At 58.6% G+C, this 26,885-nt stretch carries 22 protein-coding genes; 9 read left to right on the plus strand and 13 right to left on the minus strand.

Annotated elements, in window-relative coordinates:
• Nucleotides 1-132 precede the first annotated feature (132 nt).
• The gene (locus AVI_RS19485) at nt 133-1,443 is read right to left on the minus strand and encodes an ABC transporter ATP-binding protein (protein ID WP_041698901.1); all 1,311 of its coding nucleotides are present in this window, start codon (nt 1,441-1,443) and stop codon (nt 133-135) included.
• 81 nt (nt 1,444-1,524) lie between these two features.
• A complete protein-coding gene (locus AVI_RS19490) occupies nt 1,525-3,258 on the minus strand; it encodes an ABC transporter permease (protein WP_041698494.1) in 1,734 nt (577 codons plus the stop codon).
• Between the two features lie 340 nt (nt 3,259-3,598).
• Between AVI_RS19490 and AVI_RS19495 the strand changes: the two genes are divergently transcribed.
• Nucleotides 3,599-4,669, plus strand: coding sequence for a sensor histidine kinase (locus AVI_RS19495; RefSeq protein WP_012653853.1), 1,071 nt, complete (start codon nt 3,599-3,601; stop codon nt 4,667-4,669).
• A complete protein-coding gene (locus AVI_RS19500; protein ID WP_012653854.1) occupies nt 4,666-5,304 on the plus strand; it encodes a response regulator transcription factor in 639 nt (212 codons plus the stop codon). Before AVI_RS19495 ends, AVI_RS19500 begins: the two co-directional genes overlap by 4 nt.
• A gap of 54 nt (nt 5,305-5,358) precedes the next feature.
• Here the strand turns inward: AVI_RS19500 and AVI_RS19505 are convergent, their stop codons facing one another.
• The 11 genes from AVI_RS19505 to AVI_RS19555 all read right to left on the minus strand — a co-directional run bounded on the left by AVI_RS19505 (nt 5,359) and on the right by AVI_RS19555 (nt 17,925).
• Complete coding sequence (locus AVI_RS19505; protein WP_012653855.1) at nt 5,359-6,264, minus strand: sugar phosphate isomerase/epimerase family protein; 906 nt, start codon at nt 6,262-6,264, stop codon at nt 5,359-5,361.
• Entirely contained in the window at nt 6,261-7,406 is a 1,146-nt protein-coding gene (locus AVI_RS19510) for a sn-glycerol-3-phosphate import ATP-binding protein UgpC (RefSeq protein ID WP_012653856.1), read from the minus strand. Before AVI_RS19510 ends, AVI_RS19505 begins: the two co-directional genes overlap by 4 nt.
• 40 nt (nt 7,407-7,446) lie before the next feature.
• Nucleotides 7,447-8,334 carry an ABC transporter permease subunit gene (locus AVI_RS19515; RefSeq protein WP_012653857.1) on the minus strand — a complete coding sequence of 296 codons (888 nt, stop codon included), beginning with the start codon at nt 8,332-8,334 and terminating at the stop codon, nt 7,447-7,449.
• A 7-nt stretch (nt 8,335-8,341) separates the two neighbouring features.
• Complete coding sequence (locus AVI_RS19520; protein WP_012653858.1) at nt 8,342-9,232, minus strand: carbohydrate ABC transporter permease; 891 nt, start codon at nt 9,230-9,232, stop codon at nt 8,342-8,344.
• A gap of 76 nt (nt 9,233-9,308) precedes the next feature.
• The gene (locus AVI_RS19525; RefSeq protein ID WP_012653859.1) at nt 9,309-10,652 is read right to left on the minus strand and encodes an extracellular solute-binding protein; all 1,344 of its coding nucleotides are present in this window, start codon (nt 10,650-10,652) and stop codon (nt 9,309-9,311) included.
• Between the two features lie 185 nt (nt 10,653-10,837).
• Nucleotides 10,838-11,680 (minus strand): ABC transporter permease, encoded by an 843-nt coding sequence (locus AVI_RS19530; protein ID WP_012653860.1) that lies wholly within the window; start codon nt 11,678-11,680, stop codon nt 10,838-10,840.
• Between the two features lie 3 nt (nt 11,681-11,683).
• Nucleotides 11,684-12,562, minus strand: a complete 879-nt coding sequence (locus AVI_RS19535) for an ABC transporter permease (protein ID WP_012653861.1) — start codon at nt 12,560-12,562, stop codon at nt 11,684-11,686.
• Nucleotides 12,559-13,656 carry an ABC transporter ATP-binding protein gene (locus AVI_RS19540; protein WP_012653862.1) on the minus strand — a complete coding sequence of 366 codons (1,098 nt, stop codon included), beginning with the start codon at nt 13,654-13,656 and terminating at the stop codon, nt 12,559-12,561. Before AVI_RS19540 ends, AVI_RS19535 begins: the two co-directional genes overlap by 4 nt.
• A gap of 138 nt (nt 13,657-13,794) precedes the next feature.
• Nucleotides 13,795-14,970, minus strand: coding sequence for an extracellular solute-binding protein (locus AVI_RS19545; RefSeq protein ID WP_041698904.1), 1,176 nt, complete (start codon nt 14,968-14,970; stop codon nt 13,795-13,797).
• 194 nt (nt 14,971-15,164) lie between these two features.
• Nucleotides 15,165-16,910 (minus strand): amylo-alpha-1,6-glucosidase, encoded by a 1,746-nt coding sequence (locus AVI_RS19550; protein ID WP_012653864.1) that lies wholly within the window; start codon nt 16,908-16,910, stop codon nt 15,165-15,167.
• Between the two features lie 16 nt (nt 16,911-16,926).
• The gene (locus tag AVI_RS19555) at nt 16,927-17,925 is read right to left on the minus strand and encodes an ROK family protein (RefSeq protein ID WP_012653865.1); all 999 of its coding nucleotides are present in this window, start codon (nt 17,923-17,925) and stop codon (nt 16,927-16,929) included.
• A gap of 526 nt (nt 17,926-18,451) precedes the next feature.
• On the opposite strand from AVI_RS19555, the gene AVI_RS19565 reads away from it, so the two are divergent.
• From AVI_RS19565 to AVI_RS19595, 7 genes are all read left to right on the plus strand, one after another.
• Nucleotides 18,452-20,353, plus strand: coding sequence for an ABC transporter substrate-binding protein (locus AVI_RS19565; protein ID WP_012653866.1), 1,902 nt, complete (start codon nt 18,452-18,454; stop codon nt 20,351-20,353).
• Between the two features lie 123 nt (nt 20,354-20,476).
• Entirely contained in the window at nt 20,477-21,463 is a 987-nt protein-coding gene (locus AVI_RS19570) for an ABC transporter permease (RefSeq protein WP_012653867.1), read from the plus strand.
• A 9-nt stretch (nt 21,464-21,472) separates the two neighbouring features.
• Nucleotides 21,473-22,612 (plus strand): ABC transporter permease, encoded by a 1,140-nt coding sequence (locus tag AVI_RS19575; protein ID WP_012653868.1) that lies wholly within the window; start codon nt 21,473-21,475, stop codon nt 22,610-22,612.
• 8 nt (nt 22,613-22,620) lie between these two features.
• Complete coding sequence (locus AVI_RS19580) at nt 22,621-23,655, plus strand: ABC transporter ATP-binding protein (protein ID WP_041698499.1); 1,035 nt, start codon at nt 22,621-22,623, stop codon at nt 23,653-23,655.
• On the plus strand, nt 23,652-24,683 hold the full coding sequence (locus tag AVI_RS19585; protein WP_012653870.1) for an ABC transporter ATP-binding protein: 1,032 nt from the start codon (nt 23,652-23,654) through the stop codon (nt 24,681-24,683). The genes AVI_RS19580 and AVI_RS19585 overlap by 4 nt, the downstream gene beginning before the upstream one ends.
• 157 nt (nt 24,684-24,840) lie before the next feature.
• On the plus strand, nt 24,841-25,497 hold the full coding sequence (locus AVI_RS19590) for a response regulator transcription factor (protein WP_012653871.1): 657 nt from the start codon (nt 24,841-24,843) through the stop codon (nt 25,495-25,497).
• 3 nt (nt 25,498-25,500) lie between these two features.
• Nucleotides 25,501-26,883, plus strand: a complete 1,383-nt coding sequence (locus tag AVI_RS19595; RefSeq protein ID WP_012653872.1) for a sensor histidine kinase — start codon at nt 25,501-25,503, stop codon at nt 26,881-26,883.
• The last annotated feature ends 2 nt before the right edge of the window (nt 26,884-26,885 follow it).

Raw genomic sequence — 26,885 nt, forward strand, 5'->3', positions numbered from 1 at the left:
CGAAATCACCATTTTCGCCAGGCCAACAGCAATCCTTGAACAGACTGTAAGACAATTTCGTTGTATGCCAATCTGCTGCGCCCGCCGTTATAAAAGACACGGGCACAGCATTTCAAATCGTGCCTGTTCAACCTATTCCGGGTTTTCCAGGCTGAACATTTCGGTGCGTTCGTCATAGGCGAACAATTCGGCATAGCGCGCCCAGGAGACAATGGTCTTCAACGTGTCGTCGGCGTAGGATTCGCTCATGTAATCCTCCAGTTCGTTGCGGAACCGCGCTGCCGGTGCTGTATGGCTTGGCCGTTCATCCAGAACCCGGCGGATCAGGCCCATCAGAGGCACATAGCTGACCAGATGCTCGGCAAACAGTTTTTTGCGGGCATCGGTTTCCAGATGGGCGAAGCGGGTTCCGGCCTCGGTCAGCACCAGATCGCCTTCGCTCAGATGGGCAAAGCGCAAAAGCTGGAGCGCTTCACCCAGATGAAACAGCTCGTCGGCCTCCAGTTGCAACTGGCCGGCCAGTACCGGAAGATCGGCGCGGCCATGATAGGGTGCGCCTGCGAGCGCCTCGATCAGCCCCGACAGGATGTTGGTCGAAACCGGCTCCAGCACCATGCCCATGCCCGTGCCGGGAATGCCGTCCATGCTGGGCAAGCGCGGTTCGGCGCGTGCCGTCATCAGCGCGTAGATGCTATCGACCAGCTGGCGGAACACCGGGTCGAGCCGGTTGCGCGGATGCGGCAGATCGACCTTCAATTCGCGCGCCACCCGGCCCGGATTGGAGGAAAACACCAGGATGCGGTCACACATCAGCACCGCTTCCTCGATATTGTGGGTGACGATCAGCACGGATTTGATTGGCAGGCGGCCCTCGATCCACAGGTCGATCATGTCAGTGCGCAGGGTTTCGGCAGTCAGCACGTCGAGGGCGGAAAATGGCTCGTCCATCAACAGCAGATCAGGGTGGACGACCAGGGCGCGGGCAAAGCCGACGCGCTGGCGCATGCCGCCGGACAGCTCTTTCGGATAGGCGTTTTCAAACCCATCAAGGCCGATCAGGTCGATTGCGGCCAAGGCAAGTGAGCGTCGCTCGGTGCGGTCTACGCCCTTGGCTTCCAGGCCGAGTTCGACATTCTGGAGCACTGTTAGCCAGGGAAACAGGGCAAAGGACTGGAAGACCATCGAGATGCCGGGCGGTGGCCCGTCGATTTCGGTGCCGCGATAGCGGGCGCTGCCCGAAGACGGCGACAGCAAGCCGGCGATGATGCGCAGCAGCGTCGATTTTCCGGAGCCGGAGCGGCCGAGCAAGCCGACGATTTCGCCTTCCTTGATGGCGAGGTCAACATTTTCGAGCACGACAACATCGTTGCCGCTGGCCTTGGGAAAGGAGCGAGAGACCTGGGCGATATCGATCAGCGGGGACTTGGTGATAAGATCAAGCATGGGAACAATCCTTTTGTCGGATGACATCATGTCTGTGGTGTCAGGGAATGCCGAAACATTCCCGATTGATGGTGGATGGTATCAGCCCAGGCGCAGGCGGCTTTCGCCATAGGCATAGAGCGGACGCCAGACCAGCCGGTTGAACAGCGTCACGAAGGTACACATGACGATGATACCGAGCACGACCCGTGGGAAATCGCCTGCCGTTGTCGCATTGGCGATGTAGGAGCCAAGGCCCGGGGTGGTCAGTTGGGTATCGCCCCAGCTTGCCACTTCTGCGACGATGCTGGCATTCCAGGACCCACCCGAAGCCGTGATGGCCCCGGTGATGTAATAGGGAAAGATACCGGGCAGGATGACCTTGAACCACCAGCGCCAGCCGGTGATGTGGAAACTGCGGGCGGCCTCCTTGAGATCGCTTGGAAAGGCGCTGGCACCGGCGATCACATTGAACAGGATGTACCATTGGGTCCCGAGGATCATCAGCGGGCTCAGCCAGATATCGGCATTGAGACCGAAATGCACGATCACCACCACGAACACCGGAAAGGCGATATTGGCGGGGAAGGCCGCCAGAAATTGCGCAAGCGGCTGGACTTTTTCCGAGAGCTTCGGACGCAGGCCGATCCACACTCCGACCGGCACCCAGACCACGGTTGCGATGGCCATCAGCACAATGACGCGCAGCAGGGTGATGGAGCCATAGAGGATAACGGTCGGGATTTCCGACCAGCCGATGCTGGCCCGCAGGTAATCGAAGCTGATATAGGCGGCCCAAGCTGCTGCACAGGCAATGATGGCAATCCAGATCCAGTCGATGACACGCGAGTTGGCAGGGCTGGCAGTTTTTGAACCGGTGCTCCGCAGTTTGGGGAGGCGTAATGTCCAGAGTTGACGGGCCACCCAGTTCAGAGGTGCCAGCAGCAGGCGGGTAACACGGGCCTTGCGCAGCAGGTCCAGCATCCAGGAACTGGGAGCCACGCCTGAGGCGGTGGTCTCGAAGCGGAACTTGTCGGCCCATGCCACCAGCGGACGAAACATCAACTGGTCATAGAGAAGGATGACGGCGAGCATGGCGATGACGGCATAGAAGACCGCCAGAATGTCCTGTTGCTTGATGGCCAGCGCCACATAGGAACCGATGCCCGGCAGAGTAACCGTGGTATTGCCCACGGTGATGGCCTCAGAGGCGACGACGAAGAACCAGCCGCCGGACATCGACATCATCGTATTCCAGACCAGGCCGGGCATGGCGAAGGGAACGTCAAGCCGCCAGAAGCGCTGCCAGCCACTCAGCTGGAAGCTGCGGGTGGCTTCTTCCAGGTCCTTCGGCTGGCTGCGCATCGACTGATAGAGGCTGAAGGTCATGTTCCAGGCCTGGCTGGTGAAAATCGCAAACACCGCCGCCAGTTCCGCACCGATCACCCGTCCTGGAAACAGGTTGAGGAAAAAAGTGACGGTAAACGTCAGAAAGCCGAGAATCGGCACCGATTGGAGGATATCGAGGACCGGGATCATCACCATTTCCGCACGCCGGCTTTTGGCGGCAACCGAGGCGTAGATCAGGGTGAAGATCAGCGAAAACACGATGGCTGCCAACATGCGCAGAATGGTGCGCAATGCATAGATTGGCAGATTGGTGGGATCGAGCGACAGCGGAGCGGCATCAAGCGCCGACAGCGGAATTGTCGTCACCCGCTCACCATAGGCAAACAGCACGATGACGCCGATGATCAACAGCAGCGCCATCAGGTCCCAATGGTTCGGAAGATGGGAGCGGCGGATGGCAAGCGGAGCGAATTTTGGATGGATCATGGGACGGGCCTATATTTCGCAAAGCGTATCCATGAAGGATGACGCTGAAATTGTAGGGGTGGGCAATTTCAGGCTGGCCAGTTTCAGGCTGGATGGTTGATCCGCAGATCCCCGAAGGGCCTGATAATCCTATAGAATGGCCGAACATCTGACGCCACCGCGCTTAAGGAAAGCCAGGCACGGCTTAGGCATAGCCTCGATATACTTTTGTATATTCAGCCCTGCGGGACTGTCGCTGCGGCGCTTTCCTGCGTAATTTGGTTTGGGTCGATCCGGCCCTCGATGTTTTGCGAGACGGCGTCTACCTTTTGCGCAAAGAAACAGCCATGGCCACCGAAGGATGAAACACATTCTGTTTTCCCAGCACCAGAACCGGCCAAAGCTGAGGGCGGTGTTCATCCTGTTCCTGCTGGTCTGCATCTTTGCTGCCGATACGATCACCAATTTCGAGATCGCTTTTGCGGTCTTCTATATCGCGGTCATTCTGATCGCCATCGGCTTCCTGTCGATGCGCGGGGTCGTCGCACTGGCAATGATCTGCATTGGCCTGACGGTACTGAGCTTGTTTCTCACCCGGCGCGGATCGTTCGAATCCGGGCTCATGAATTGCGGCATCAGCACCTGCGCCATTGGGGTGACGACCTATCTTGCCTTGAAAATCGTTGCCGCCCAGGCGGCTATTTACGATGCGCAGGCGCAGTTTTCCCGCATGGCGCGGCTGACGCGGCTGGGTGAATTGACCGCCTCCATCGCCCATGAGGTCAATCAGCCGCTGGCTGCCGTCGCCACCAGCGCCGATGCCTGTCGCCGCTGGCTTGATCATACGCCGCCCAATCTGGATCGTGCCCGTCAGGCGGCGGAGCGAATTGCCAGCGACGTGAAACGCGCCAGCGATGTGATTGTGCGAGTGCGCAGACTGGCCAGAAGCGAACCGCCGCAACGGGAAAGCTTCGACCTCAATGCGGCAACGACCGAAGCCATCGGCCTGGCCGAACATGAACTTGAGCGCAACAACATTGCGCTGGAGATGGCCCTTGCGGAAGACCTGCCGCCGGTGCTGGCTGATCGTATTCAGATCCAGCAGGTGATCGGCAATCTCCTGCTCAATGCCATCGAAGCCATGGCGGCTGTTCCCAGTTTCAAGCGGGAGCTTTTGATCTCGACCTTTGTCGATGGCGATGACAGGATCGTGCTTGCCGTCGCCGATTCAGGTCCCGGTATGAAGCAATCGACGCTGGATCATCTGTTCGAAGCGTTCTGGACCACCAAGGAAAGCGGCATGGGCATCGGGCTCGCCATCAGCCGCTCGATCATCGAGGCGCATGGGGGGCGTATTTCCGTGACGTCGGCGCATCGCATGGGGACGGTCGTGCAATTCAGTCTGCCCTTAAGCGAAGAGAGTAAGGCATGATGGCCAACCCACCGCAACAGGATGAACATGAGCCGGTTGTCTATGTGATCGATGATGACGCCTCGGTGCGTGCCGCATTGGAGGATCTGCTGGCCTCCGTTGGCCTTGCGGTTTGCGCCTATGGGTCGATCCAGGAATTCATGGCAATGCCGCTTGCCGATGCGCCCGGTTGTCTGGTGCTCGACGTGCGGATGCCCGGCCAGAGCGGTCTTGAGTTTCACCAGCAGATGACGAAACTGGGCATACGGCTGCCGGTGATTTTCATTACCGGTCATGGGGATATCCCCATGTCGGTCAAGGCGATGAAAAACGGTGCTATCGAGTTCCTGACCAAACCGTTTCGGGATCAGGACCTTTTGGACGCCATTCAGCAGGGTATCGAAAATGACCGTGCGCAGCGACGGCAGGATCATCTATCCTCCGGCTTGCGGGAGTTATGGCAAACGCTGACGCCGGGCGAGCGGGAGGTGATGGAACTGGTTGTTCAGGGGCGTCTCAACAAACAGATTGCCGGCGATCTCGGTGTCAGCGAAATCACCGTCAAGGTTCGCCGCGCCCAGTTGATGCGCAAACTCAATGCCAAATCCGTCGCCGATCTGGTGCGGATCTGGGATCGGCTGGCGGTGCCGGATTGAGAGGATAGCGCCGCGCCCTAGACAAGCGCGGCACCATTATCGGTCGTCACCAGATCAGCGCAGGTTCACCAGCTTCGCCAGTTCGCGGGCGCGGTCCAGGCAGCGGGGCTGTTGGTCGAGGAAGCGTTCGGCGCCGATTTCCATGATCAGCATGGTGTCGGGCAGGAAAGTGAGTTCGGCGAAGATCTCGTCCCAGGCAATATCGCCCCAGCCGAGCGGCAGATGCAGGTCGCCGATGCCGAGCGCAGTTGCTTCCGCGTTATGGAAGAATTCCTTCATCGTATAGGGCAGGCCAAAGCTGTCATGGACGTGGAGATGGCCGGTCACTGGTGCCATGGCGCGCAGCTGCTCGCGGAAATCCAGTCCCTTGAAGGTGGATTCGATATAGGCATGGGAGAAATCGATCAGGGCGACGACATGGTCATGGCTGATGGCCTTGACCGTTTCGGCCACTTGGCTTGGCGTCTGGCGGTACTGGCCGGTCTCGGTGGTGAAGATGTTTTCAAGCGCGATGCGCACGCCATAACCCTTGGCGATATCTGCCATTTCCAGCAGCGCTTCGCGCTCCATCTTGTCGAGATCCGCGCCGTCAACACCTTCTACCGGCTGGGCGGCACCCGAATGATGGACGAGAATGCCGGCGCCGAGGCGGTCGCATAGTTCCAGCATGGCGCGAACCACGTTCTTTTGCAGATGCAGATGCTCGCGGTCCATGAAATTGGAGCTGACCTGGCCGTGCAAGGATAATTTCTTGAAGCTGTATTGGCTGACAATGTCAGCGACGCGCTGGGTGCGATCTTCGATAATACGGCCACCGGAGATGATTTCTTCGCCATAAATGCCGATTTCGCAGGCCGTCGCACCGGAATCGGCGATTTCACGCAGCGAAGCGTCCAGTGTCGTCAGGTCGCCCTTGCCGGTGCGATTGCAAAAGCCGATGGCGGAAATGGTGTCGGTCATGAAAGAACTCCAGTGGGTTGATGCGATGGTATCTGGCTGTTGGCGAGGCTGTTTGCCGCGCCCGCCATGGGAGAAAAGTCGATCCGCTTCTGGCTCTCGGCGTCAAAGAAGTGCAATTGCTGCTGCGGCAGCAACAGCCCGATCGTGTCACCGGCTGTCACCTGCGCTTCTTCGGGAACGGCAATGGCAAAGGGCTGGCCAGCCAATTCGCAATGGACGACGCGACCAACACCGAGCTCCTCCACGAATTCGATGAGTGCCGGGACACCCTGGCCGTGGCTGGCAAGACGGCATTGTTCCGGGCGGATGCCGACAATTACATCTCGCCCTCTCAGCGCATGAGCGACGACCGGATCGATTTCGACCGCTGCACCACTGATGCGAATGGTGGAGGTTTCCACTTCGACGCGAGCGTCGAACAGGTTCATGGCTGGTGAGCCGATAAACGAGGCAACGAACGTGGTGGCCGGACGATGATAGATGTCGAGTGGTTTGCCGACCTGTTCCACATGGCCACGGTTCATCACCACCAGCCGGTCGGCAAGTGTCATCGCTTCGACCTGGTCATGGGTCACGAAAACCGATGTCGCTGACAGACGCTGGTGCAGTTTGCGGATTTCGGCGCGCATGGTGACGCGCAGCTTGGCGTCGAGATTGGACAGTGGTTCATCGAACAGAAACACCTTCGGCTCGCGGATGATGGCGCGGGCCATGGCGACGCGCTGGCGCTGGCCACCGGACAAGGCGGCAGGCCGACGGTCGAGATAATCCTGCAAGCCGACGATTTTTGCGGTCTCAAGAATGCGCCGGTCACGCTCGGCTTTGGCAACGCCCGCCACTTTCAGCGCGTAGCCGATATTGCCCGCCACCGACATATGCGGGTAAAGCGCGTAATTCTGAAACACCATGGCGCAACCGCGCTCACGAGGTTCCAATGTATTCACGACACGGCCATCGATAGCGATTTCGCCTGAGGTAATGTCCTCGAGCCCGGCGATCATCCGCAGCAGAGTGGATTTTCCGCAGCCGGAGGGGCCGAGGATGACCACGAATTCCCCTGAGCCAAACAGCAGATCTATGCCATGCAGGGTTGGTGTCTTGCCGTAGCTTTTGCGCACCGCGCGGATGTCGATATCAGCCATTGTCTTTGAACCTTGTTGTTCTTGCAGGCGCTTTTCAGCGTCACTTTTCCGTGGAGACCAGACCGCGCACAAACCAGCGTTGCAGCACGGCAACCACAACCAGCGGCGGGGCCATGATCATCAGGGAACCCGCCAGCGTGACGTTCCAATCGGGGATGCCGTTATCGGACGGCAGCAGTGAACGCAGGGACATCATCACCGTCTTGTAGTTCGGATCCGTGACCATCAGCAGTGGCCAGAGATACTGGTTCCAGCCATAGACGAACATGATGGTGGTCAGCGCCAGCATGTTGGTGCGCGAGAGCGGCAGCAGCATTTCAAAGAAGAAGCGGATCGGCCCGGACCCGTCCATGCGCGCCGCCTCGGCCAATTCATTGGGGAGAGTCATAAAAAATTGCCGGTAGAGAAAGGTGCCGGTTGCCGTGGCGACCAGCGGCAGGGTCAGGCCCGCATAGGTGTTGAGCAGGTTCCACTCGATCTTGATGTCGATGCCAAACAGCGTGGACAGGATGGATTTGACCGGCTGCAACAGGTCGGCTGCCACCGCATAGGTCGGGACGACCCGGACTTCGAGCGGCAGCATCAGGGTGATGAACACGCCCCAGAAAAACACGTGTTTCAGCGGCGTGCGGAAAAACACGATGGCAAAGGCGGTCATGGCTGACAGCGCGACCTTTCCGAGCGTCACCAGGGCCGCCATAATCAGGCTATTGGTCATCGCCGTGCCGAGATCGGCCCGCGACCAGGCCTGTTTGGCATTGGTCAGGAACTCGCCTTGCGGCAGGAAGCTGAAGGGAACGGCATTGACCTGCGGCATTGTCTGGCTGGCACCGGCAATTACCACGATGAATGGTCCGATCAGCAGCAGGAAGCCCAGGACCATGATGAGGTAGGTGAAGGCATTGGCAATCGGTGTGCGCTGGATCATTCCGGCCTCACTTGTAATGCACGCGCTTCTCGATGAAGCGGAACTGGATGAAGGTGCAGATCATGATCAGCCCGATCAGAATGATGCTTTGGGCCGATGCGCCGGAATAGTTGAGACCCTTGAACGCCTCATCGACGATCCGGTAGACCATGACTTCGGTGCCGTGGTTCGGTCCGCCGCCGGTCATCGAATGGACGATGCCGAATGTGTCGGCGCCAACGAAGCCTTCCGTCATCATGGTGACGAGCAGAAAAAACAGGGTGGGCGCAAGCAGCGGCACCTGCACGTCGAATGCGCGGCGAAAGGGACCGGCGCCGTCCATGGCGGCGGCTTCACTCAGGGCGTGTGGCACCGATTGCAGGCCTGCCAGCAGGAAGATGAACGTATAGCCCGACCATTTCCAGATGAAGACGATGATAACCAGCGCCAGCGCATGGCTGCCGTATTTGGCCGGATTCCACAGATCTGGAGAGAAGGAATTGACCATGGCCGCCAGCCCGCGATCGGGTGCCAGGATGAAGCGGAAGGCGATACCGGCAGCCGGTCCGGCAATGGCGAAGGGCAGGATGTAGAAAAACCGAAAGAAGCCGGTTCCCGGCAGTTGCCTATCGACCGCAAGTGCCAGCACAAGGCCGATGAGAATGGCGAAGAACGGCCCGACTGTCGCGAAGATCAAGCTGACATAAACTGAATTCCAGTAAAAGGGATCGGTCAGCGCGTCCTTGAAATTGGCAAAGCCAACAAATTCCGCCACGCCGCCAAACGGAGGCTCAAGGGTGAAGGCCCAGTTCACCACGGCAGCCACCGGCCAATAGAAGAACAGGATGATCAGGATGATCTGCGGCAGCGCAAACAGAATAGGCAGCCACCAGTTCTTGAAAACGGCGCGTTGTTCCATGTCGTGACCAATATGCTGGAATGAAGGAGGAAGCCTGCCGATGCGGCAGGCTTCCGGGAGCAATGAGAGCTGAGGCTTAGTTCAGCTTCTGACCGGCATAGGTTTTCTCAAAGCGGCGCAGGATGGCATTGCCGCGCTCGACCGTCTGGTCCAGCTGGGTCTGCACATCGGCATTTTGCATGAAGATCGCCTCGAAGGATGTCGAGACTTCCTTGCGGATCTGGGTGAAGCTACCCAGGCGGATACCGCGGCTGGTATCGGATGTCGGCGTGTAGGTCAGGCTGGCAATGGCCAGTTCACGGCCCTTGTAAGGTGCCTTATCGTAGAAACCATTGGCTTTCATGGCATCGAAACCGGTCTTGGTGACGGGGATATAGCCAGTCACCGTTGACCACCATTGCACCATGTCCGGCTGACCGAGGAAGTTGAGGAAGGCGGCCGCCCCCTTGTATTCCGCTTCCGGACGACCGGCGAGAACCCAGAGCGAAGCCCCGCCCACCAGCGAATTCTGGCGCTCCGTACCCTTCCAGACCGGCAGCATGGCGACGTCCCATTTGACGTCAGCGGGCAGCGTCTTGCCGACGGTGCCGTGGTCGGCAATCGAGGTCTGGATCATCTGGCAGGTCTGCGAGGTGAAGGCCGGAACGACATCCATGCCAAGCTGCTTGGTCTTGACCACGAACAGCTTCTCGTCCTGCATCTTCTTGAAGAATTTCACATGGTCAACGAACTTGGTTTTGTTGAAAACCAGTTCAGCATCGAGACCCTGATAGCCATTGGCCTTGGTGGCGATTGGCTGGTTGTGGATGGCGGAAAACTGTTCCAGCATCGACCATGGATCGAAATTGAAGCCCAGCGGGCATTCATAGCCAGCGGCTTTCAGCTTGCGGGCTGCTTCCTCGACATGTTCCCAGGTATCCGGCTTGAAGGTGATGCCAGCCTTCTCAAACGCGCTGACATTATAATAGAACATCGCGGTCGAAGAGTTGAACGGGAAGGACTGCAATTCGCCGCCCGCCGTGGCGTAGTAATTGGCGATGCCGCCGAAATAATTGTTCCAGTCGATCTTGTAGCCATTGTCGGCCATCAGCTTCTTGGCTGGAATAAAGGCCTTGGACAGCATCAGGTCCAGCGTGCCGGCATCGTAGATCTGGGCAATGGCTGGCTGCTTCTTGGCGCGGTAGGCAGCAATGGTGTTTTGCAGCGTGGTATCGTAATCGTTCTGAGAGGTGCAGACGATTTCGAAATTCTCCTGGCTGTCGTTGAACTTGCGGCAGGCGTCCTGGACGCGCTCGCCAAGGTCGCCGCTCAGGCCGTGCCAGAATTCGAACTTGACCTTTTCGGCCATGGCCGGTGCTGCCCCCAGCGTCGTGGCAGCCAGCAGGCCGGCCAGCACGGTTTTCAAAGCGTAGTTTTTCATCGCAAATGCCTCGTTTTCAGGAAAACAATTCCGCTTTACCCCCGGAAATTCAGGGGTTTCTAGCGGGCATTTGTGATGGCTCGACTACGCTTCCATGACGCTTGCGTGAAGATTTTTCTTCCGATTGATGACGGCCTAATTTACCAGCGCCGCGTATACTCTGCCGCGCGGCGCAGTCGATGCCTTCACGCCGCCGGTTGCTGTTTTGCCCTGGCGACGATTTGCGTCGGGCTGACGAATTGCAGGGCGATGACCAGCCAGAACAGGGTGGTGACCATATAGACCACAGCCATGGCATCGATGGATTGCGATGCCCGAACCCCGGACGCGAAGACCGCATAGTAGAGCGATACGACCAGTGTTTGCGTCGTCGGCCCGGCAATCAGGAAGGTCAGCTCGAACATGGCGATGGTGCGCACCAGCACCAGCAGCAGGGCGGCCAGCATGCCCGGCAACAGTAGCGGTAGCAGGATGCGGGTGAACAGGCTCCAGGTTCCGGCCCCAAAGACCTTGGCGGCGGCCTCGATGCGCGGGTCGATCTGCTCGATGAAGGGGATCATCACGAGAATGACGAAGGGCAGCGACGGCACGAGATTGATCAGCACCACACCCCAGAAGCTTCCGCCAAGGCCGACCTGATAGAGAACCGTGGCCAATGGAATGCCATAGGTGAGCGGCGGCACCAAAAGTGGCAGCAGGAATGTGAGGATGACCAGCTTTTTGCCGGGGAAATCCCGCCGGGCCAGCGCATAGGCGGTCATCACCCCGAGCAGGCCGGAAATGATCACCACGGTGAAGGTGATCTGGAAGGTGACGGCAACGACGCTGGACAGTTGAAACTCGCTCCAGGCATCGGAATACCATCGCGTCGTCCAGCCGGTTGGCAGCCAGGTGCCAAGCCAGCGGCGGGCAAAGGAATTGACCACGACGGATGCAATCACCGCCACGAGGTTGAGGATGAACAGCCCGGCGAGCGCCCAGACCGCCATGCGCCAGAGTTTTGAGCCGATGCCCTGATCGCGGATCATGATCTAGCCTTTCGTTCCGGCGACGGGGCCGCGATAGAAGAGGGAGCGCAATGCCAGGATGGCCGCGACGATTGCCAGCTCGATAACGCCCATGATGATGGCGATGGCCGAGCCCAGCGAGTGGTTATATTGCTCGAAGGCGGCCTGATAGGCGGCAATCGAAATCACCCGCGTCGGCCCGGCGGGTGCGCCAAGCAGAACGGCGGACGGAAACACCGCGAAGGCTTGGACGAAGGACAGGCAGAAGGTGACGGCAAGACCCGGCACCAGCAGCGGCAGAAATACGTTCATGAAGCGCTTGCGGGCATTGGCCCCCAATGTCGCCGCCGCCTGTTCGATGGCCGGATCGATGCCGGTGACATAGGAGAGCGTCAGCAGGAAGGCGAAGGGGAAACCTGAGATCAGCAGCGAGGCAAACACGCCCCAGTAATTGTTGGTGAGCTTGACCGGCGTATCGAGAATGCCGATCAGGATCAGGCTGCGGTTGAACCAGCCCTGGGGACCAAGAAAGGTCAAAAGACCGTCCGCAATGAAGACGGTGCCGAGCGTGACCGGCAGCACCAGAATGGTGGTCAGAAAACGCTGGCGCGTCATCAGCCGCACCCGGAAGGCAATTGGCAAGGCAAGCGCCAGATTAACCACCGTGACCGGCAGCGCCAGCCAAAGCGTGGCGGAAATGGTCTTGTATTGAAACGGATCGGTGAAGAAGGTGACGTAATTGGCGTACCATGCGCCGTCCGCGGGCGTCAGTGAGTCAACCACGCCATACATGAACGGATAGATGAACAGGGCGAGAATGACCAGCAAGCCCGGCAGGACCAGCAGCGTCGTGCCGTCTATTCCCCTGGCTGCAAGCGAGACACGAAGGGAAGACTGGCTCATGCATCACCCTTAAAGATCAGCGCACGGCCTTCTGCCGGACGCACGCTGGTGACGGTGCCGCGTGGCAGCAAGATATCCGAGCGAAAATGCACCTCTGCCCCGTCACTGGCTTCTGCCGCGCCAAAATAGGCTCTACCGCGATATTCCATGGATTTGATTGTCACCGGAATGCCGCTGCCATCCTGAACGGCGATCATATCCTCCGGTCTAACGCTGAGCACAGCTGCATCGCCGACCTGCACCGGTTGGCGGGGCGTGCCGACAGTGGTTGCGCCCGCGGCTTCGATCTGGGACTCATCGCCGGATACGGCTGTGATACGCCCGGCAATCCGGGTGCGAAAGCCCATGAAATCGGCGACATCGACATGGTTCGGGCGCATGTAGAGATCTTCAGGCGTGCCGATCTGGCGGATATGGCCCTGGCTCATCACTACGATCCGGTCGGCCATCGACAGTGCCTCATCCTGATCGTGGGTGACGTATATGGTTGTCGAGCCGATCTGGTCGTGAATGGCGCGGATATCGGCGCGCATTTCCAGCCGCAGCTTGGCATCCAGGTTGGAAAGTGGCTCATCCATCAGCACGACTGGCGGGCGGATGACGATGGCACGGGCAATGGCGACCCGCTGCTGCTGGCCGCCAGAGAGTTGCCCCGGCAATTTATCCGCCTGCGAACCGAGCCGTACCAGATCGAGGGCTGCTTCGATGCGACGGTCGGCTTCCGTGCCTTTGATGCCTTGCATGGACAGGCCGAAGCCAACATTGCGCCGCACGGTCATATGAGGAAACAGCGCATAGCTCTGGAAGACCATGCCGAAGCCGCGCTTTTCCGGCTCCAGCTGGTCGATGCGCTGGCCGCCGACCCGGATTTCGCCACCCGTCAGCGGTAAAAGCCCGGCGATACAGTTCAGCGCCGTGGATTTTCCGCAACCGGAAGGGCCGAGCAGCGCGATGAATTCGCCCGGTTCGATGGCGAGATCAATACCGTCAAGCGCTTTATAGGCGCCGAAAGCGCGGCGAAGGGCGACAAGCTCAAGCTTTGCCCCCTGTTTGGGCTGGGCAGCCTGCGTCGATAAGGGGGCTGGCGCGACCACGTTACTCTCCTGTCTGCGGAAAAATCATAGGCAAGCTCTCCCAGACCCGGAGATCCGAGGGGAAAATATGCAAAAGACTGCGTATAGGCCCCGCCGCGCCAAGGCTCTGCGGGGCAAAGGCTCGGCGGGGCAAAGGGCTCAGCCCTTGGCTGCGCCGATCTTTTCGTCCCAGATGCGGAAGGCATCGACGATTTTCGATGGATCGAGCGGCACTTCCAGCGGGTTATTGGCGATCCAGCCGTCATATTCCTTGCGGCCAAATTCGGCGATGGCGTCCTGGCTCTTTTGAGGCGCCATGGAAATCGTCACATCCTTGACCGCCGGGCCGGGATAGAAATAGCCATCGTCAAAGGCAATCGCCTGTTGCTGCGGCTGAAGAATGAAATTGATTACATCCAGCAGAACCGCGAGCTTTTCTTCCGAAACTCCCTTCGGAATGACGGCGTAATGGGCGTCAGTGACCCAATGGAAGCCCTTGAGGGTTGCCACCTTGGCCTCTTCCGGCACGATGCCGAGCACGCGCGGGTTGATGTCCCAGCCAGTGGTGGTGACGACAATATCGCGGGTGCCTTCGCCAAGCTCCTTCATCACCTGCGTGGTGCCGGTGCCGTAATATTCGACGTTTTCGCCGATTGCCTTCAGGTAATCCCAGGTCTTGGCCCAGCCATTGACCGGATCTTTCGGGTCTTTATCACCCAGCAGGTAAGGAAGACCCATCAGGAATGTCCGACCTGGCCCGGAATTGGCAGGGCGGGCATACATGAAGCGCTTGGGATTGGCCTTGGTCCAGGCCAGCAATTCCTCGGCGGTGCCCGGCACCTGCTTGACCCTGTCAGGCATATATTCGATCAACGGCCCAGACGGATAATAGGTGACGACGACGCCCTGGTTCTGGGCCAGCGCCTGCATCTTGAAAGCCTGCGGCAGCAGGATTTTCTCCAGATCCGGCAGGTCTGCCTTATGGGCGGACAAATCGACCCAAAGCCCTTGCGAAAGGCCAGCGGCCAGCGCATCCGTACCGGTCAGCACCAGGTCGATATCGACTTTTCCGGCTGCCTGTTGCGCTTTAAGCTTTGATGGCAGTTCCGGGGCAGGGGCCTTTGTGAAGGCAAAACGCGACACCCATTGCGGCTTTGCCGCAGCATATTTCTCGAACATGCCCTGGGTCAACGCCAAGTTGCCCGCCACATCAGCGACGGTAACAGTGACAGGACTTGCCGGTTGTTTGGGGGCTGCCATGCCTAGACGCGGCAACAGGCCGAGCCCGGCCACACCAGCGGCCGTGCCCATGAATGTTCTTCTATTGATCGTCACCAACATATCCTCCCAGATTTCCACCCTCGGAAAGGGCTCCCGAAGATAGTGATATGTTAGTATGCGACTTGATGTCAACGTATAGATGCAGGCATATCACCGTGACGACATGTATCCTGCTATTCAGAGCTGTCCTGGGAGAAGGCAATAGGAGCCCCATAAGCCCGAAGAGCCATTGCTAATGGCTCCTCGTCTTAGGCGATGCGGCCAGTGGTAATCGCCGCTTCAACCTGCGGTCTGTATTGCAGGATGGCGGCGGCGTGCATGCCTGTCCAGCCCTGGAGCAGCGAGCCTCGGCCAAAAGGCGGTGAGAAATATTCGACTGAGCCGATCCAGCCGTTTTCAAGGCTGGTCTGCCACCAGCGCAGCATTGGATAGTCCCAGCCGTCCATGCCGTATTTCAATCGCTGTTCGGCATAGAGACCTGAGAGATAGGGCCAGTCGGAGCCGTTGTGATAGCGATAGGCAAAGGCGGATTTGGCGCGGGTATCGGCGGGTCGCTTGAAGGGCGGCCAGGCGCACATCACACCCCAGTCGCCATAGGGCTGGCGCGGATTGTTGCGAGTCTCAAGCAGGGCCGCGACATGGCCAAGCACGGTTTTGGCGCGTTGATCCGACACGGCATCGAACCGCAGGAGAGTCAGGCTATCGAGTGTCAGATGATCCTCTACGAAATCACTTTTCAGGCCGTAATCGGCATACCAGCCATGGGGTGTGAGAAGCGCTTCGTCCAGCGATGCGCGTGCGGTGATAGCCGTTTGCTTTGCCTCCTTGGCCAAAGCCTCGTCCTGATGAATGCCGAATTCAGCAATCGCGTCAAGCGCGCCGATCCAAAGCCCGAGATCATAGGCGACATAGCCATGGCGATAGACATTGTCGGCCCAGTCACGGTCGTGCCGTGGCTTGATAGGCAAGCCGTTTCCGGCAGTGTCGAAGCCTTGATAGCGACGGAAAATCGCTTCGATGGTCTTCCAGTGACGGGTAAGGACGGTTGTGTCGCCGGTGGTGCGGATATAATCGCCAATCGTCAGGATGAAGAACAGCGGACTGTCGAAATGATCGCTCCACCAATCGGTGCGCCGCAGATGTTCCATCTTGTAGTCATCAGACGTCGTGCGGAATTTCTCCCACTCCTCGCCCTGTTTCGGACCGGTCAGAATGACGCCGCTCGGGCTTTCGCCATCGGGCTGGATACCGGTTGCCAGCAGGTCGATCTGGCCACGGACGGCCTTCGGTTCGAGATGCAGCAGGGCCTGCAAGGTCCAGTAGCCGTCGCGGTAATAGGTGCGGGTCGGGGCGCTATAGGCCTGGCCTGCGGCAAGCCCCAGAAAGGAACCGTCTTCGGCACGGCGAATGCTGGAGAGCGAAGCATGGGCGCTCTGGATTGCCATGCTGCGCATCAGCGGTGGGGCTTGTGGCAGCAGGTCGCAGCGCGTCACATGCGCTTTGCTCTCGGCGATGATCGTCTCAACGGGTAGGGCCATGCCCCGTTCGGCTTCCGCGTCGCTGGCCCCTGCGGCAATGACGATCACGCCGTCGCCTTTGTCTTCAACGATGGCCACACCCCATGGCGTGCGGATGATCCGCCTTGCCCCGCTACGCGCCACTTTTTCCGGCTTGGTCAGCGTGCCCCACCAGGCGCAGCGGCGGGCTGGGCGTGTGGATTTCAACCGGCTGCCGGTCAGCACCAGAACCGGGGCGGATTGGGCAACATAGAGGCCATGGTCTTTGCCGGTCATCTGGTTCGGCGCGTAGACGAACGGGCCGGTCCAAGGGTGAAGGGCGATGTTTGCGATCCGGCCGCAACCCCAGAGTGACAGTTCAAGCCGTCCTTCCGGCAGAAAATCACCTTGCAGGCGGGGTGCCATGAACGCCAATTGCAGGGGCAATTCGCTTTCGACAAGTCCGTCTGGTCGTGCATTCGCCTTGGCTTTATCCATGTCTCTCCCCTGTCCGTTATAGATTTTCCGCATTGGATTTTTCCGGATGCGGGACGCGGTTTTTCAAGGCCAGTGCCACAGCGCCAATCATCCCCGCCTGCACGCCGAGCCTGCTTTGTTTCAGCGGGCTTTCGAAGGGCAGCAAGGGTTGCAGATGCGCCTGTAGAAGCGTGAAGAATTCTGGCTGGGAGCCGATGCCGCCGCCAATCACCGTGACTGCCGGGTCTAGAAGCGCATGCACGGCGGCGATACCGATCGATGCCTGTTTTGCCACGCTATCGATAGCAAGCCGGGCCTGTTCATTGCCTGATCGCGCCAGCGAAAACAGTTCGGCAACGGTCCCGCCGTCTCTTGTGAACCTTTGGCGGATGCCGCTGGTGCCGACGCCATCCTCGTAAAGTCCATTTTCCGACAAGGGGGCTGTCTCATGAGGTGCCGCGCCCACAGGCAGGTAGGCAATTTCGCCAGCCCGGCCAGCGGCACCACGCCATGGCTCTCCATCCAGGACGATGCCCATGCCAACGCCGGTTCCGAACGACACGAATACCAGTGAGCCAAGCCCTTGACCCGCGCCTGCCCATGCTTCGCCATAGGCGGCGAGATTGACATCATTTTCCACCGTCACCGGGCAGGAAACGAAGCGCGACATCAGGTCCGCAAGGGGACGGTCAACCGGCAGAGCCAAATTGGGAGAAAGCGACGAAAGCCCGGTTTGAGGATCGACGGCGCTCGGAACGCCAATCACGACATTGTCCAGCTCTTGCGCCAAGGCACCGGCGTCCGACAGGAGAGAGGTAATCAGTCTTGCCATTTGCGCGAGAACGGGTGCATCTTCACCGTGCAGCGTAGGCTCTTCGCGTGTGGCAATGATCTGCTCCTGGGTTCGGGCAATGCCGGCCAGAATTTTTGTGCCGCCAAGGTCGATGCCAATGACCCAGCCAGGGACCCGGGCGCGGCCCGAGGCATCTTCCCGGGGTCTTTCAATGGTGGGCAAGGGTTTGGCCGAACTGGACACAATTGCATTCCTTGTTTTGTTCGGTGTGTTGACGAACTATTTATGGGCTGGTTTTTGACCTGTCAAGCCTGCTCCCTGAGAGGAAAGGAAATTCTAGGGTCCAAGCCAGGCCCTAGCCAATTCCTCAGGGCAACCGACAGGCAAAACCCAGGTAATCTTCCTGGTTGTCGGGCTTTTTCACATCTCCACGAATTAGCTTGACACGCCGTGGCAAATCCTATTTCGTTCGTCATGTCAACGAACCAATTAAGAAGTTTCAGGGCATTTGCATTCCGGTTTTGCCTGGCGGAGGTATCCGGGCAAGACGATGACATACTGCATGATTGCATCGGGTTTTCAGGATTCGAGCGGGACATTATGCAGGTAAAGAAATGCTACAGCGATTTTGTGGAGTTGATGATCGCACGTCGCTGTATTTCCCATCATCCGCCGTCTCACCTGCAAGGGAACAGCAAGGTGAATCCGGCCCGCGCAATTGCGTGAACCAAAGCTTGCGTTCACCGGTGGCCATCAGGAGGAAGATTCGATGCAAAAAAGCGTTTTGAAATGGGTTGGCGGTGGGTTTGGCGTCATGCTGTCGCTGAGCAATGCCTATGCGTTCGGCGAAGCGCCGATGCTGAAGAGCCAGGTCGATGCGGGCAAGCTCCCGCCGGTCGAACAGCGCCTTCCCAAGAAGCCTGCCATCATCCCTGTTTATAACGAGATCGGCACTTATGGTGGCACGCTCCGGCGTGCCTATAGCGGCATCGGTGATCGCATGGGGTCCACCAAGCTGATCGAAGAGCGGGCCTTGAAGTTGCAGCAATCGTCCGACGGCAAGGTCGATCTGGTGCAGCGTTTCGTTGAAAGCTGGTCGGCCAATGCCGATTCAACCGAATTTACCTTCACGCTGCTCGATGGCATGAAATGGTCCGATGGCGTACCGGTCACCACGGAAGATGTGAAATTCTGGTATGAGGATCTGTTCCTCAATACCGATCTCAATCCCAGCCCTCCCGGCTTCCTGTTTTCCGGCGGCAAGCCGATGAAACTCGACATTGTCGATGCGCATACGTTCAAGGTCAGCTTCGCCCAGCCTTACGCGCTGTTTCCCTATGTTCTGGCGGTTCAATCGACGGGATGGCCGGGCCTCGACAAGCCGAGCTTTATCCAGCCAGCCCATTATCTGAAGAAATTCCTGCCGAAATACAGCACACCGGCAGAGCTGGATGCCATCGTCAAGGCCAAGGGTGTGCCCAATTGGCGGGCGCTCTGGGATTTGAAAGGCGTGATCCAGGCCTGGTGGTTGAACCCGGATCTGCCTGTCGTGACCGCCTGGAAGGTCGTGACGCCGCCACCGGCCAGCACCATCGTTTTTGAGCGTAATCCCTATTATTGGGCAACCGACAAGGCTGGCAACCAGCTTCCCTATATCGACCGGATCGAGGCAAAGCTTTTCCAGGACCATCAGGCGGTCAACCTGATGATCGTTCAGGGCCAGATCGACTTCCAGTCGCGGTTTGTTGAAGCGCGGGATTATCCGCTGCTCAAGGAAAACGAACAGGCGGGCAATTACACCGTTCATCCTTGGAAGAGCGGTGAAAACCTGGCGATTATCCCCAATATCAACGACACCGACGAGGTGAAACGCAAGCTGTTTGACGATATTCGCTTTCGCGAAGCGTTGAGCATCTCGATTGACCGCGAAGCCATCAACGAGACAGTGTTTTCCGGTCTGGCCATGCCAAGAGCTGCCGCGCCAGCCAAGGGATCGCCCTATTACGACCCCGAATTCGAGACCAAGTGGACCGGTCTCGATATTGATCGCGCCAATACGCTGCTGGACGAAATCGGCCTGAAAAAGGGTAGCGACGGGTTCCGCACCGGGCCGGATGGCAAGCGCCTCAGCCTGGTGATCGAGACGATTGACGAGAATATTCCGCCTGAGATGGTTGAGGTTATCCGTCAGGGATGGCAGCAGATCGGCATTGAAGGGCTGATCCGTTCGGTTGATGAAACCGCCAGCCTTCAGCATATCAAATCCGGCAATTTCGATATCATCACCGCCTATGCTGACCGGTTGCTGATGCCGCAGGCCGATCCGACCCTGCTGCTTGGCCGCGAATCCTACGCCAACGCTTATTTCGAATGGTATAATTCCGCTGGCAAGAGCGGCACGGAGCCGCCGAAGGATCACCCGATCCGCAAGCTGTTTGATGCCTGGACCGCCGCGTCAAGCTCCAAGACTGTTGATGAAGCCAACCAGCATATGAAGGACATGATCAAAGTCATGAAGGACAATGTCTGGATGATTGGTCTTGTCGGCGAATCTGTCACGCCCTTCGTCGTCAACAACAAGATCGGCAATTTCCCCGATGTGATGACCAACGAAGAAGCCCTGCGCAATGAAGGCAATGCCATTCCCGCGCAGCTGTTCTTCAAGAAGTGATCGGTGCCGGTGGTCTGCTGAACGGCAGGCCACCGGCAAGCAATTGGATTACCAGAGACACGGTTGCCAGAGACAAGGTTGCCAGAGACACGAGTGAACGACGCCAACTGTCGAGAGTAAGTGATGACATCCTATATCTTGAACCGGTTTGCCTGGGCCATTCCCATGCTGGTACTGGTTTCCATCGCCGCCTTCACGGTCATCCAGCTGCCTCCAGGCGATTACGCCACAGCGCTTGTCGCGGAAATGCGGGCGAATGGTGATACGCCGCCTGAGGGCACTGAGGAGCGGTTGCGCCATCAGCTCGGCCTGGATCGTCCGATGTATGAGCAATATTCGCAGTGGATCGGCAATATCGTTCTGCACGGTGATTTCGGCACCTCCTTGACCTATAACCAGCCAGTCTCCAACCTGATCTGGGGCCGGTTGGCCTTGACGCTGGCAATCTCCTTTTCATCCCTGTTGCTGACCTGGGTGATCGCCATCCCGATTGGTGTTTATGCCGCAGCGCGCCAATATTCGTTCCTCGACTATTTCTTCACCGTGTTCGGCTTCCTCGGTCGAGGCTTTCCGGAATTCCTCTCGGCCCTGATCCTGATGTGGCTTGCCTATTCCTGGATGGGCATGAATGTCGGCGGGTTGTTTTCGCCGCAGATGCAGGATGCGCCCTGGAGCATCGCCAAGGTCGCCGACATGCTCGGCCATTTGTGGATTCCGCTGCTGGTGCTTTCGACCAGCGGTGCGGCTGGCCTGATCCGCATCGTGCGCGCCAATATGCTGGACGAGCTGAACAAGCCCTATGTAGAGACCGCGATGGCGCAGGGCCTGACGGAATGGAGCGTCATCTGGCGCTATCCGGTGCGGGTGGCGCTCAACCCGTTCATTTCCACAATCGGCTGGGCTCTGCCAGCGCTGATTTCCGGCGATGTCATCACATCCGTGGTCTTGAACCTGCCGACCACCGGACCTCTGCTGCTGCGCGCGCTGCAAAGCCAGGACATGTATCTGTCGGGAAGCTTTATCCTCATTCTCGGCGTCTTCACCATCCTCGGCACCATTGTGTCCGATATCCTGCTGGCGATCTCCGATCCGCGCATCCGCTACCGATAGGAGCAGACCATGACCGATCTGACCGTAAACGACATGGATGAGTCCCGACCCGAAGCGGGGCGCGCGGAAAAACTCTACCAGGCCAGCCCCCGGCAATTGATGTGGTGGCGGTTCAAGCGCCACAAGGTGGCGATGGTTTCGGGGATTATCCTCATCCTGGCCTATCTGGTCACCGGACTAGCCGAATTCACGGCACCCTATGATGCATTCCAGGGCAATGCCCGCACGACATTACTACCGCCCCAGGCACTGCATCTGTTTGACGAGGAAGGAAATTTCCACGGCCCCTTCGTCTATGCGACGACCCGCACCCGCGATCCCGTAACCTTGAGGCCGATGTACAAGCCGGATACGTCGAAGATCGTGCCGATCCGATTTTTCGTCCAGGGACAGACCTATCGGTTCTGGGGCTTGATCGAGGGGAACCTGCGTCTGTTCGGTGCTGCGGGGCAGGACAAAATCAACCTGCTCGGCACCGATACGCTGGGACGCGATGTGCTGTCGCGGCTGATCTATGGCGGGCGCATCTCGCTATCTGTCGGGTTGATCGGCGTTGCCGTCAGCTTCGTTCTCGGGCTGACGCTGGGATCGATTTCGGGCTATTTCGGCGGGATCACCGATAATATCGTCCAGCGCGGCATGGAATTTCTGCGCTGTATTCCGACCATCCCCCTGTGGATGGGGCTTGCTGCCGCCCTGCCGATCACCTGGGACCCGCTGTTTGTCTATTTTCTCGTGACACTGCTGTTGTCGCTGATCGGCTGGACCTATGTGGCCCGCACCGTACGGGGCCGGTTCCTGTCGGTGAAAAACGAGGATTTCGTGCTGGCGGCCCGGTTTTGCGGGACATCTGAAGCGAAGATCATCACCCGGCACATGCTGCCGTCGATGACCAGCTATATCATCGCGGCGCTGACCTTGTCGGTGCCGGACATGATCCTTGGGGAGACGGCATTGAGCTTTCTCGGTCTTGGCCTGCGTCCGCCGGTGGTCAGCTGGGGTGTGCTGCTGCAAGAGGCTCAAAACCTGCGAACAATCTCGCAGGCGCCTTGGTTGCTGGCACCGGGGGCGGCCATCGTCATTGTCGTCCTTGCCTTCAATTTCCTTGGTGACGGCCTGCGCGATGCAGCCGATCCCTATAGCAAATGAGTGAAGACATGCCCCCAGAGAGCGAAAAGCCTGTTATCGAGATCGATAATCTCAAGGTTCACTTCCAGGTCCGTGAAGGTGTGGTCAGGGCAGTCGATGGCGTCAGCCTGAAACTGATGCCGGGTGAGGTGCTGGGTATCGTTGGAGAAAGTGGTTCTGGAAAATCGATTACGGTGCGGGCAATCATGCAATTGCTGCCCAAGGTTGGCAAGATTTCCGATGGCCAGATCCTGTTCAATGGCGTTCCCGGCAAGACAACCGACATCGCCAAGCTGGATCGCAATGGCCGCGATATGCGCGCCCTGCGCGGTGGCCGGATTGGCATGATCTTTCAGGAGCCGATGACGGCATTGTCGCCGGTACACACCATTGGCCATCAGGTGATGACGCCGATCCTGCTGCACAGCCAAGGCAGCAAGGCGGATGCCGAAAAACGTGCCAGGGAAGTGCTCGATATGGTCCGGCTGCCGCGCATCGATGAGATGATGCGCAGCTATCCGCACCAGCTTTCCGGCGGCATGCGCCAGCGCGCCATGATCGCCATCGCGCTCGCCTGCCGTCCTCAGGTGTTGATTGCTGACGAGCCGACAACGGCGCTGGACGTCACCACCGAGGCGCAGATCCTTGATTTGCTGAAGGAGTTGAGGGCCGAGCTTGGCATGTCGATCATCTTCATCACCCATAATTTCGGCGTGGTTGCCGATATCGCTGACCGGGTCTCGGTGATGTATCTCGGTAATGTCGTGGAAACCGGCCGGACCGAGGATATTTTCTACGATCCGAAACACCCCTATACGCGGGCATTGCTCAATTCCATCCCAAGGCTTGGAGCCGCAAAACAACACCGGCTGAACACCATTCCTGGCATGATCCCCGATCCCTTCAACCTGCCTGACGGTTGCGTGTTTCACCCCAGATGCGGGCTTGCCAGAGATGGGGACTGTCGCCGGATCTACCCAGCCGTCACCCGGATCGATGACGAGCGGATGGCCCGTTGTCATGTTGTCGCGGAAGCGATGCAAGCAGGGAGTGTCGCCCAATGACGGAGCTATCCATGGCGCCTGACCTCCTGATGGATGTCGCCGATCTGAAGAAACATTTTCCGATTCATTCCGGCTTTCTCGGACGCCAGACCGGCGCCGTGCGTGCGGTGGAGAATGTCAGTTTTCAGTTGCGCAAAGGCGAGACCCTGGGACTGGTCGGCGAGAGCGGTTCGGGCAAATCCACCGTCGCCCGGCTGCTGCTGCGGGCTTTTCCGGCCACCGAGGGCCGGGTGACATTCCGCCGCCGCAATGGTTCGCTGATCGATATCGCCAAGGCGGGCAATGCCGAGATGCGCGAATTGCGTGACGAGGTCCAGATGATCTTTCAGGACCCGTATTCCTCGCTCAATCCGCGCCTGCGGTTGCTGGAGATTATCGGTGAGCCGCTGATCAACAAGAAGGTGGCGAGGTCCGAAATCGAGGACCGGGTGGCGGAGCTGCTGAAGCTTGTTGGTCTTCGTCCCGAATTCATGAGCCGTTATCCGCATGCCTTTTCTGGCGGTCAGCGTCAGCGCATCGGCATTGCCCGGGCGCTTGCCGTCAATCCGAGTTTCATCGCCGCCGATGAAGCCGTGTCGGCGCTGGATGTCTCGGTCGCGGCCCAGGTTGTCAACCTGATGCAGGACTTGCAGGAGCAGTTTGGTCTCACCTATCTGTTTATCACCCATGACCTGTCAATGGTTGAGCATATCGCCAACCGCGTCGGCGTCATGTATCTCGGCAGGCTGGTGGAAATTGCCGATACGGCAAGCCTGTTCGACAAGCCGCGCCATCCCTATACCGAGGCTTTGCTGTCATCTGTGCCGCAGCCCGATCCCCGCGCCAATGCCGCCAAGAAGCGGATCATCCTCAAGGGTGAAATCCCCAATGCCGCCAAGCCGCCGTCCGGCTGTGTCTTTCATCCCCGCTGTCCCTATGCCACCGATATCTGCCGCCAGGTGGAGCCGCAACTGGAAGCGCTAGCTGGCAGCGACAATGCCGTGCGCTGCCATCGTGCCGCGGAACTGGATCTGGCGGGCGTTCGCTGAAGGGACTCACGAAAGGCGAAGACCCTGTCCCGATCCAGGTCCTTGCGCAAATGTGACTCGATTTGCAGCGCAAACTGTGCAGTAGAATGCGCGATTGGCCTGGCGCGGACGTTTGGACGTTTCTGTGCCGGGCACGGCATATGTGAGAGTATCGGCATTGCGGATTCTGGTGGTCGAAGACGACGTCATTCTGGGCTCTTCCCTGAAGAAGGCCTTTGAGAAACACGCCTATGGCGTGGACCTGATGCGGGATGGCGAATCCGGGCTGCTGGCCATTCAGGATAATGACTATGCCGTTGTCATTCTGGATGTGAACCTGCCGAAGGCCAGTGGTTTCGAGGTGGTTCGAACCTTGCGCGCCAGCGGTAACAAGGTTCCGGTCCTGCTGCTGACGGCGCTTGACAGTATCCGCTCACGGGTCGAGGGACTGGATGAAGGGGCCGACGATTATCTTGTGAAGCCTTTCGATCTGGACGAGCTTCTGGCCCGTGTTCGAGCGCTCGCCCGCCGGTATGAAGGGCGCACCGAGACATTGATCCGTTGCGGCAATGTCGAGCTTGACCCTTCCGCGATGATCGCTCGCCAGAACGGCACGCCCCTGCATGTGGCTGGCAAGGAATTCCATCTGCTCAAGCTGCTGATGGAGCGTGCTGGGCGCTACGTCACCAAAAGCGATATCGAATACGCTCTTTACGATATTTCGGCGATGGTGGAGAGCAATACGATAGAAGTGACGATCTACAGTCTGCGCAAAAAATTGGGCGCTGATTTCATCAAATCCATCAGAGGCGTCGGCTATATGGTCGAGCGGTGACACGTGACACTCAGTCAAAGACTGTTCCTGAGAATTCTGCCGACGCTGATCATTACAATCGCGCTTGTCGGCGCCTTTGCGTATCGAAGCGCCGACCGCGAGATTGAAAATATCTATGATGCGGAGTTGATCAACGACGCCAACACGCTTTGGGTCCTGCTCAATCATCCGCTGGCCAAGAATTCGGACAAGCCGATTGTCCAGATCCCCGATCTGGATTTCAACATGGACGACCAGCTGTCCCTGAACGAAGATGCGGATGATTACGCCGATGCCCACGCCTTCCGGGCCTGGAAGAATGGCCGCCTGGTCATGGTCAGCAGCAATTCCTTTCCTGAATCCGTCCCGGAATTCAAACGCGGCTTTTCCAATTTCAAGCTAAACGGTGAGACTTGGCGGGTTTATACCCTGCCGATTCCCAATTCTCCTGTCACCATTGAAGTTGCCGAGAAAATGGCGCTGCGCGACGGGTTGGTCGCCAATATTATTCTTAATCTGTCCTTTCCATTGATGATCCTGGTGCCGGCCATCGCCATTGTTGTGTGGTTCGTCATTCATAACGGCCTCAACCATATCCGGGTGCTTGTCCGCCAGATAAGGTCACGGACGCCGGACGACCTGTCGGCAATTTCCACCGATGGTTTGCCGCGCGATCTTGTGCCGCTGGTCGGCTCGCTCAATCAGTTCATGGAAAAGCTGCGTATATCCCTGACGCTTGAGCGCCGCTTTGCCGATCTCGCCGCCCATCAGTTGCGCACGCCGCAGGCTGGCATAAAGCTGCTGCTGCAATTGATCGAGCGGTCGGATTCGGAGGAAGAGCGTCAGGCGCTGATGAAGGATCTGACCGCCAGCAATGAACGGGCGATGCATCTGATTGAGCAGATGCTCAATCTGGCCCGCGTCAGTCACCAGCCCTTGAACCTGCAACCGACGAACCTCTTCGATCTGGTTGCCAAGGTGCTGGCGGATTTCGGGCCGGTCTTCAACGATAGACGCTTGCAGGTCGAGCTTTCCGGCGATGAAGAGGCGCTGGTGGCCACCGACAGCACCTTGTTGCGAATGATGATCGACAATATCGTTGACAATGCCATCAAATATTCGCCGGATGCCGGTGCAATCGAGGTTAGGATCAAGGCTAAGGGCCCCAACTGGTGCGTTTCAGTTAATGACAGCGGACCGGGCATTCCCGTTCAGCATCGCGACAAGGTTTTCCAGCAATTCTACCGGTTGCCGACAACAGAGCGCGAGGGGACCGGGCTTGGCCTTGCCATTGCTGCGGCAATTGCGGGCCGCCTTTCGGTTGATATCGAACTGGGTGTGCCGGACTGGGGCTATGGCTTGCGCATGGACCTGCTTGTGCCAGCGGGGACGCTCACTGCGGCTTGATC

The sequence above is a fragment of the Allorhizobium ampelinum S4 genome (genome assembly GCF_000016285.1).
In the GTDB taxonomy this organism is placed as follows: domain Bacteria; phylum Pseudomonadota; class Alphaproteobacteria; order Rhizobiales; family Rhizobiaceae; genus Allorhizobium; species Allorhizobium ampelinum.

What these genes read in the sequence shown, in the direction of transcription:
- AVI_RS19535 (WP_012653861.1), bottom strand. Translation starts at nt 12,562, where the DNA reads ATGAGCCAGTCTTCCCTTCGTGTCTCGCTTGCAGCCAGGGGAATAGAC.
- AVI_RS19565 (WP_012653866.1), top strand. Translation starts at nt 18,452, where the DNA reads ATGCAAAAAAGCGTTTTGAAATGGGTTGGCGGTGGGTTTGGCGTCATG.
- AVI_RS19525 (WP_012653859.1), bottom strand. Translation starts at nt 10,652, where the DNA reads ATGAAAAACTACGCTTTGAAAACCGTGCTGGCCGGCCTGCTGGCTGCC.
- AVI_RS19580 (WP_041698499.1), top strand. Translation starts at nt 22,621, where the DNA reads ATGCCCCCAGAGAGCGAAAAGCCTGTTATCGAGATCGATAATCTCAAG.
- AVI_RS19510 (WP_012653856.1), bottom strand. Translation starts at nt 7,406, where the DNA reads ATGGCTGATATCGACATCCGCGCGGTGCGCAAAAGCTACGGCAAGACA.
- AVI_RS19520 (WP_012653858.1), bottom strand. Translation starts at nt 9,232, where the DNA reads ATGGAACAACGCGCCGTTTTCAAGAACTGGTGGCTGCCTATTCTGTTT.
- AVI_RS19570 (WP_012653867.1), top strand. Translation starts at nt 20,477, where the DNA reads ATGACATCCTATATCTTGAACCGGTTTGCCTGGGCCATTCCCATGCTG.
- AVI_RS19495 (WP_012653853.1), top strand. Translation starts at nt 3,599, where the DNA reads ATGAAACACATTCTGTTTTCCCAGCACCAGAACCGGCCAAAGCTGAGG.
- AVI_RS19505 (WP_012653855.1), bottom strand. Translation starts at nt 6,264, where the DNA reads ATGACCGACACCATTTCCGCCATCGGCTTTTGCAATCGCACCGGCAAG.
- AVI_RS19485 (WP_041698901.1), bottom strand. Translation starts at nt 1,443, where the DNA reads ATGCTTGATCTTATCACCAAGTCCCCGCTGATCGATATCGCCCAGGTC.
- AVI_RS19490 (WP_041698494.1), bottom strand. Translation starts at nt 3,258, where the DNA reads ATGATCCATCCAAAATTCGCTCCGCTTGCCATCCGCCGCTCCCATCTT.
- AVI_RS19550 (WP_012653864.1), bottom strand. Translation starts at nt 16,910, where the DNA reads ATGGATAAAGCCAAGGCGAATGCACGACCAGACGGACTTGTCGAAAGC.
- AVI_RS19500 (WP_012653854.1), top strand. Translation starts at nt 4,666, where the DNA reads ATGATGGCCAACCCACCGCAACAGGATGAACATGAGCCGGTTGTCTAT.
- AVI_RS19515 (WP_012653857.1), bottom strand. Translation starts at nt 8,334, where the DNA reads ATGATCCAGCGCACACCGATTGCCAATGCCTTCACCTACCTCATCATG.
- AVI_RS19585 (WP_012653870.1), top strand. Translation starts at nt 23,652, where the DNA reads ATGACGGAGCTATCCATGGCGCCTGACCTCCTGATGGATGTCGCCGAT.
- AVI_RS19575 (WP_012653868.1), top strand. Translation starts at nt 21,473, where the DNA reads ATGACCGATCTGACCGTAAACGACATGGATGAGTCCCGACCCGAAGCG.
- AVI_RS19530 (WP_012653860.1), bottom strand. Translation starts at nt 11,680, where the DNA reads ATGATCCGCGATCAGGGCATCGGCTCAAAACTCTGGCGCATGGCGGTC.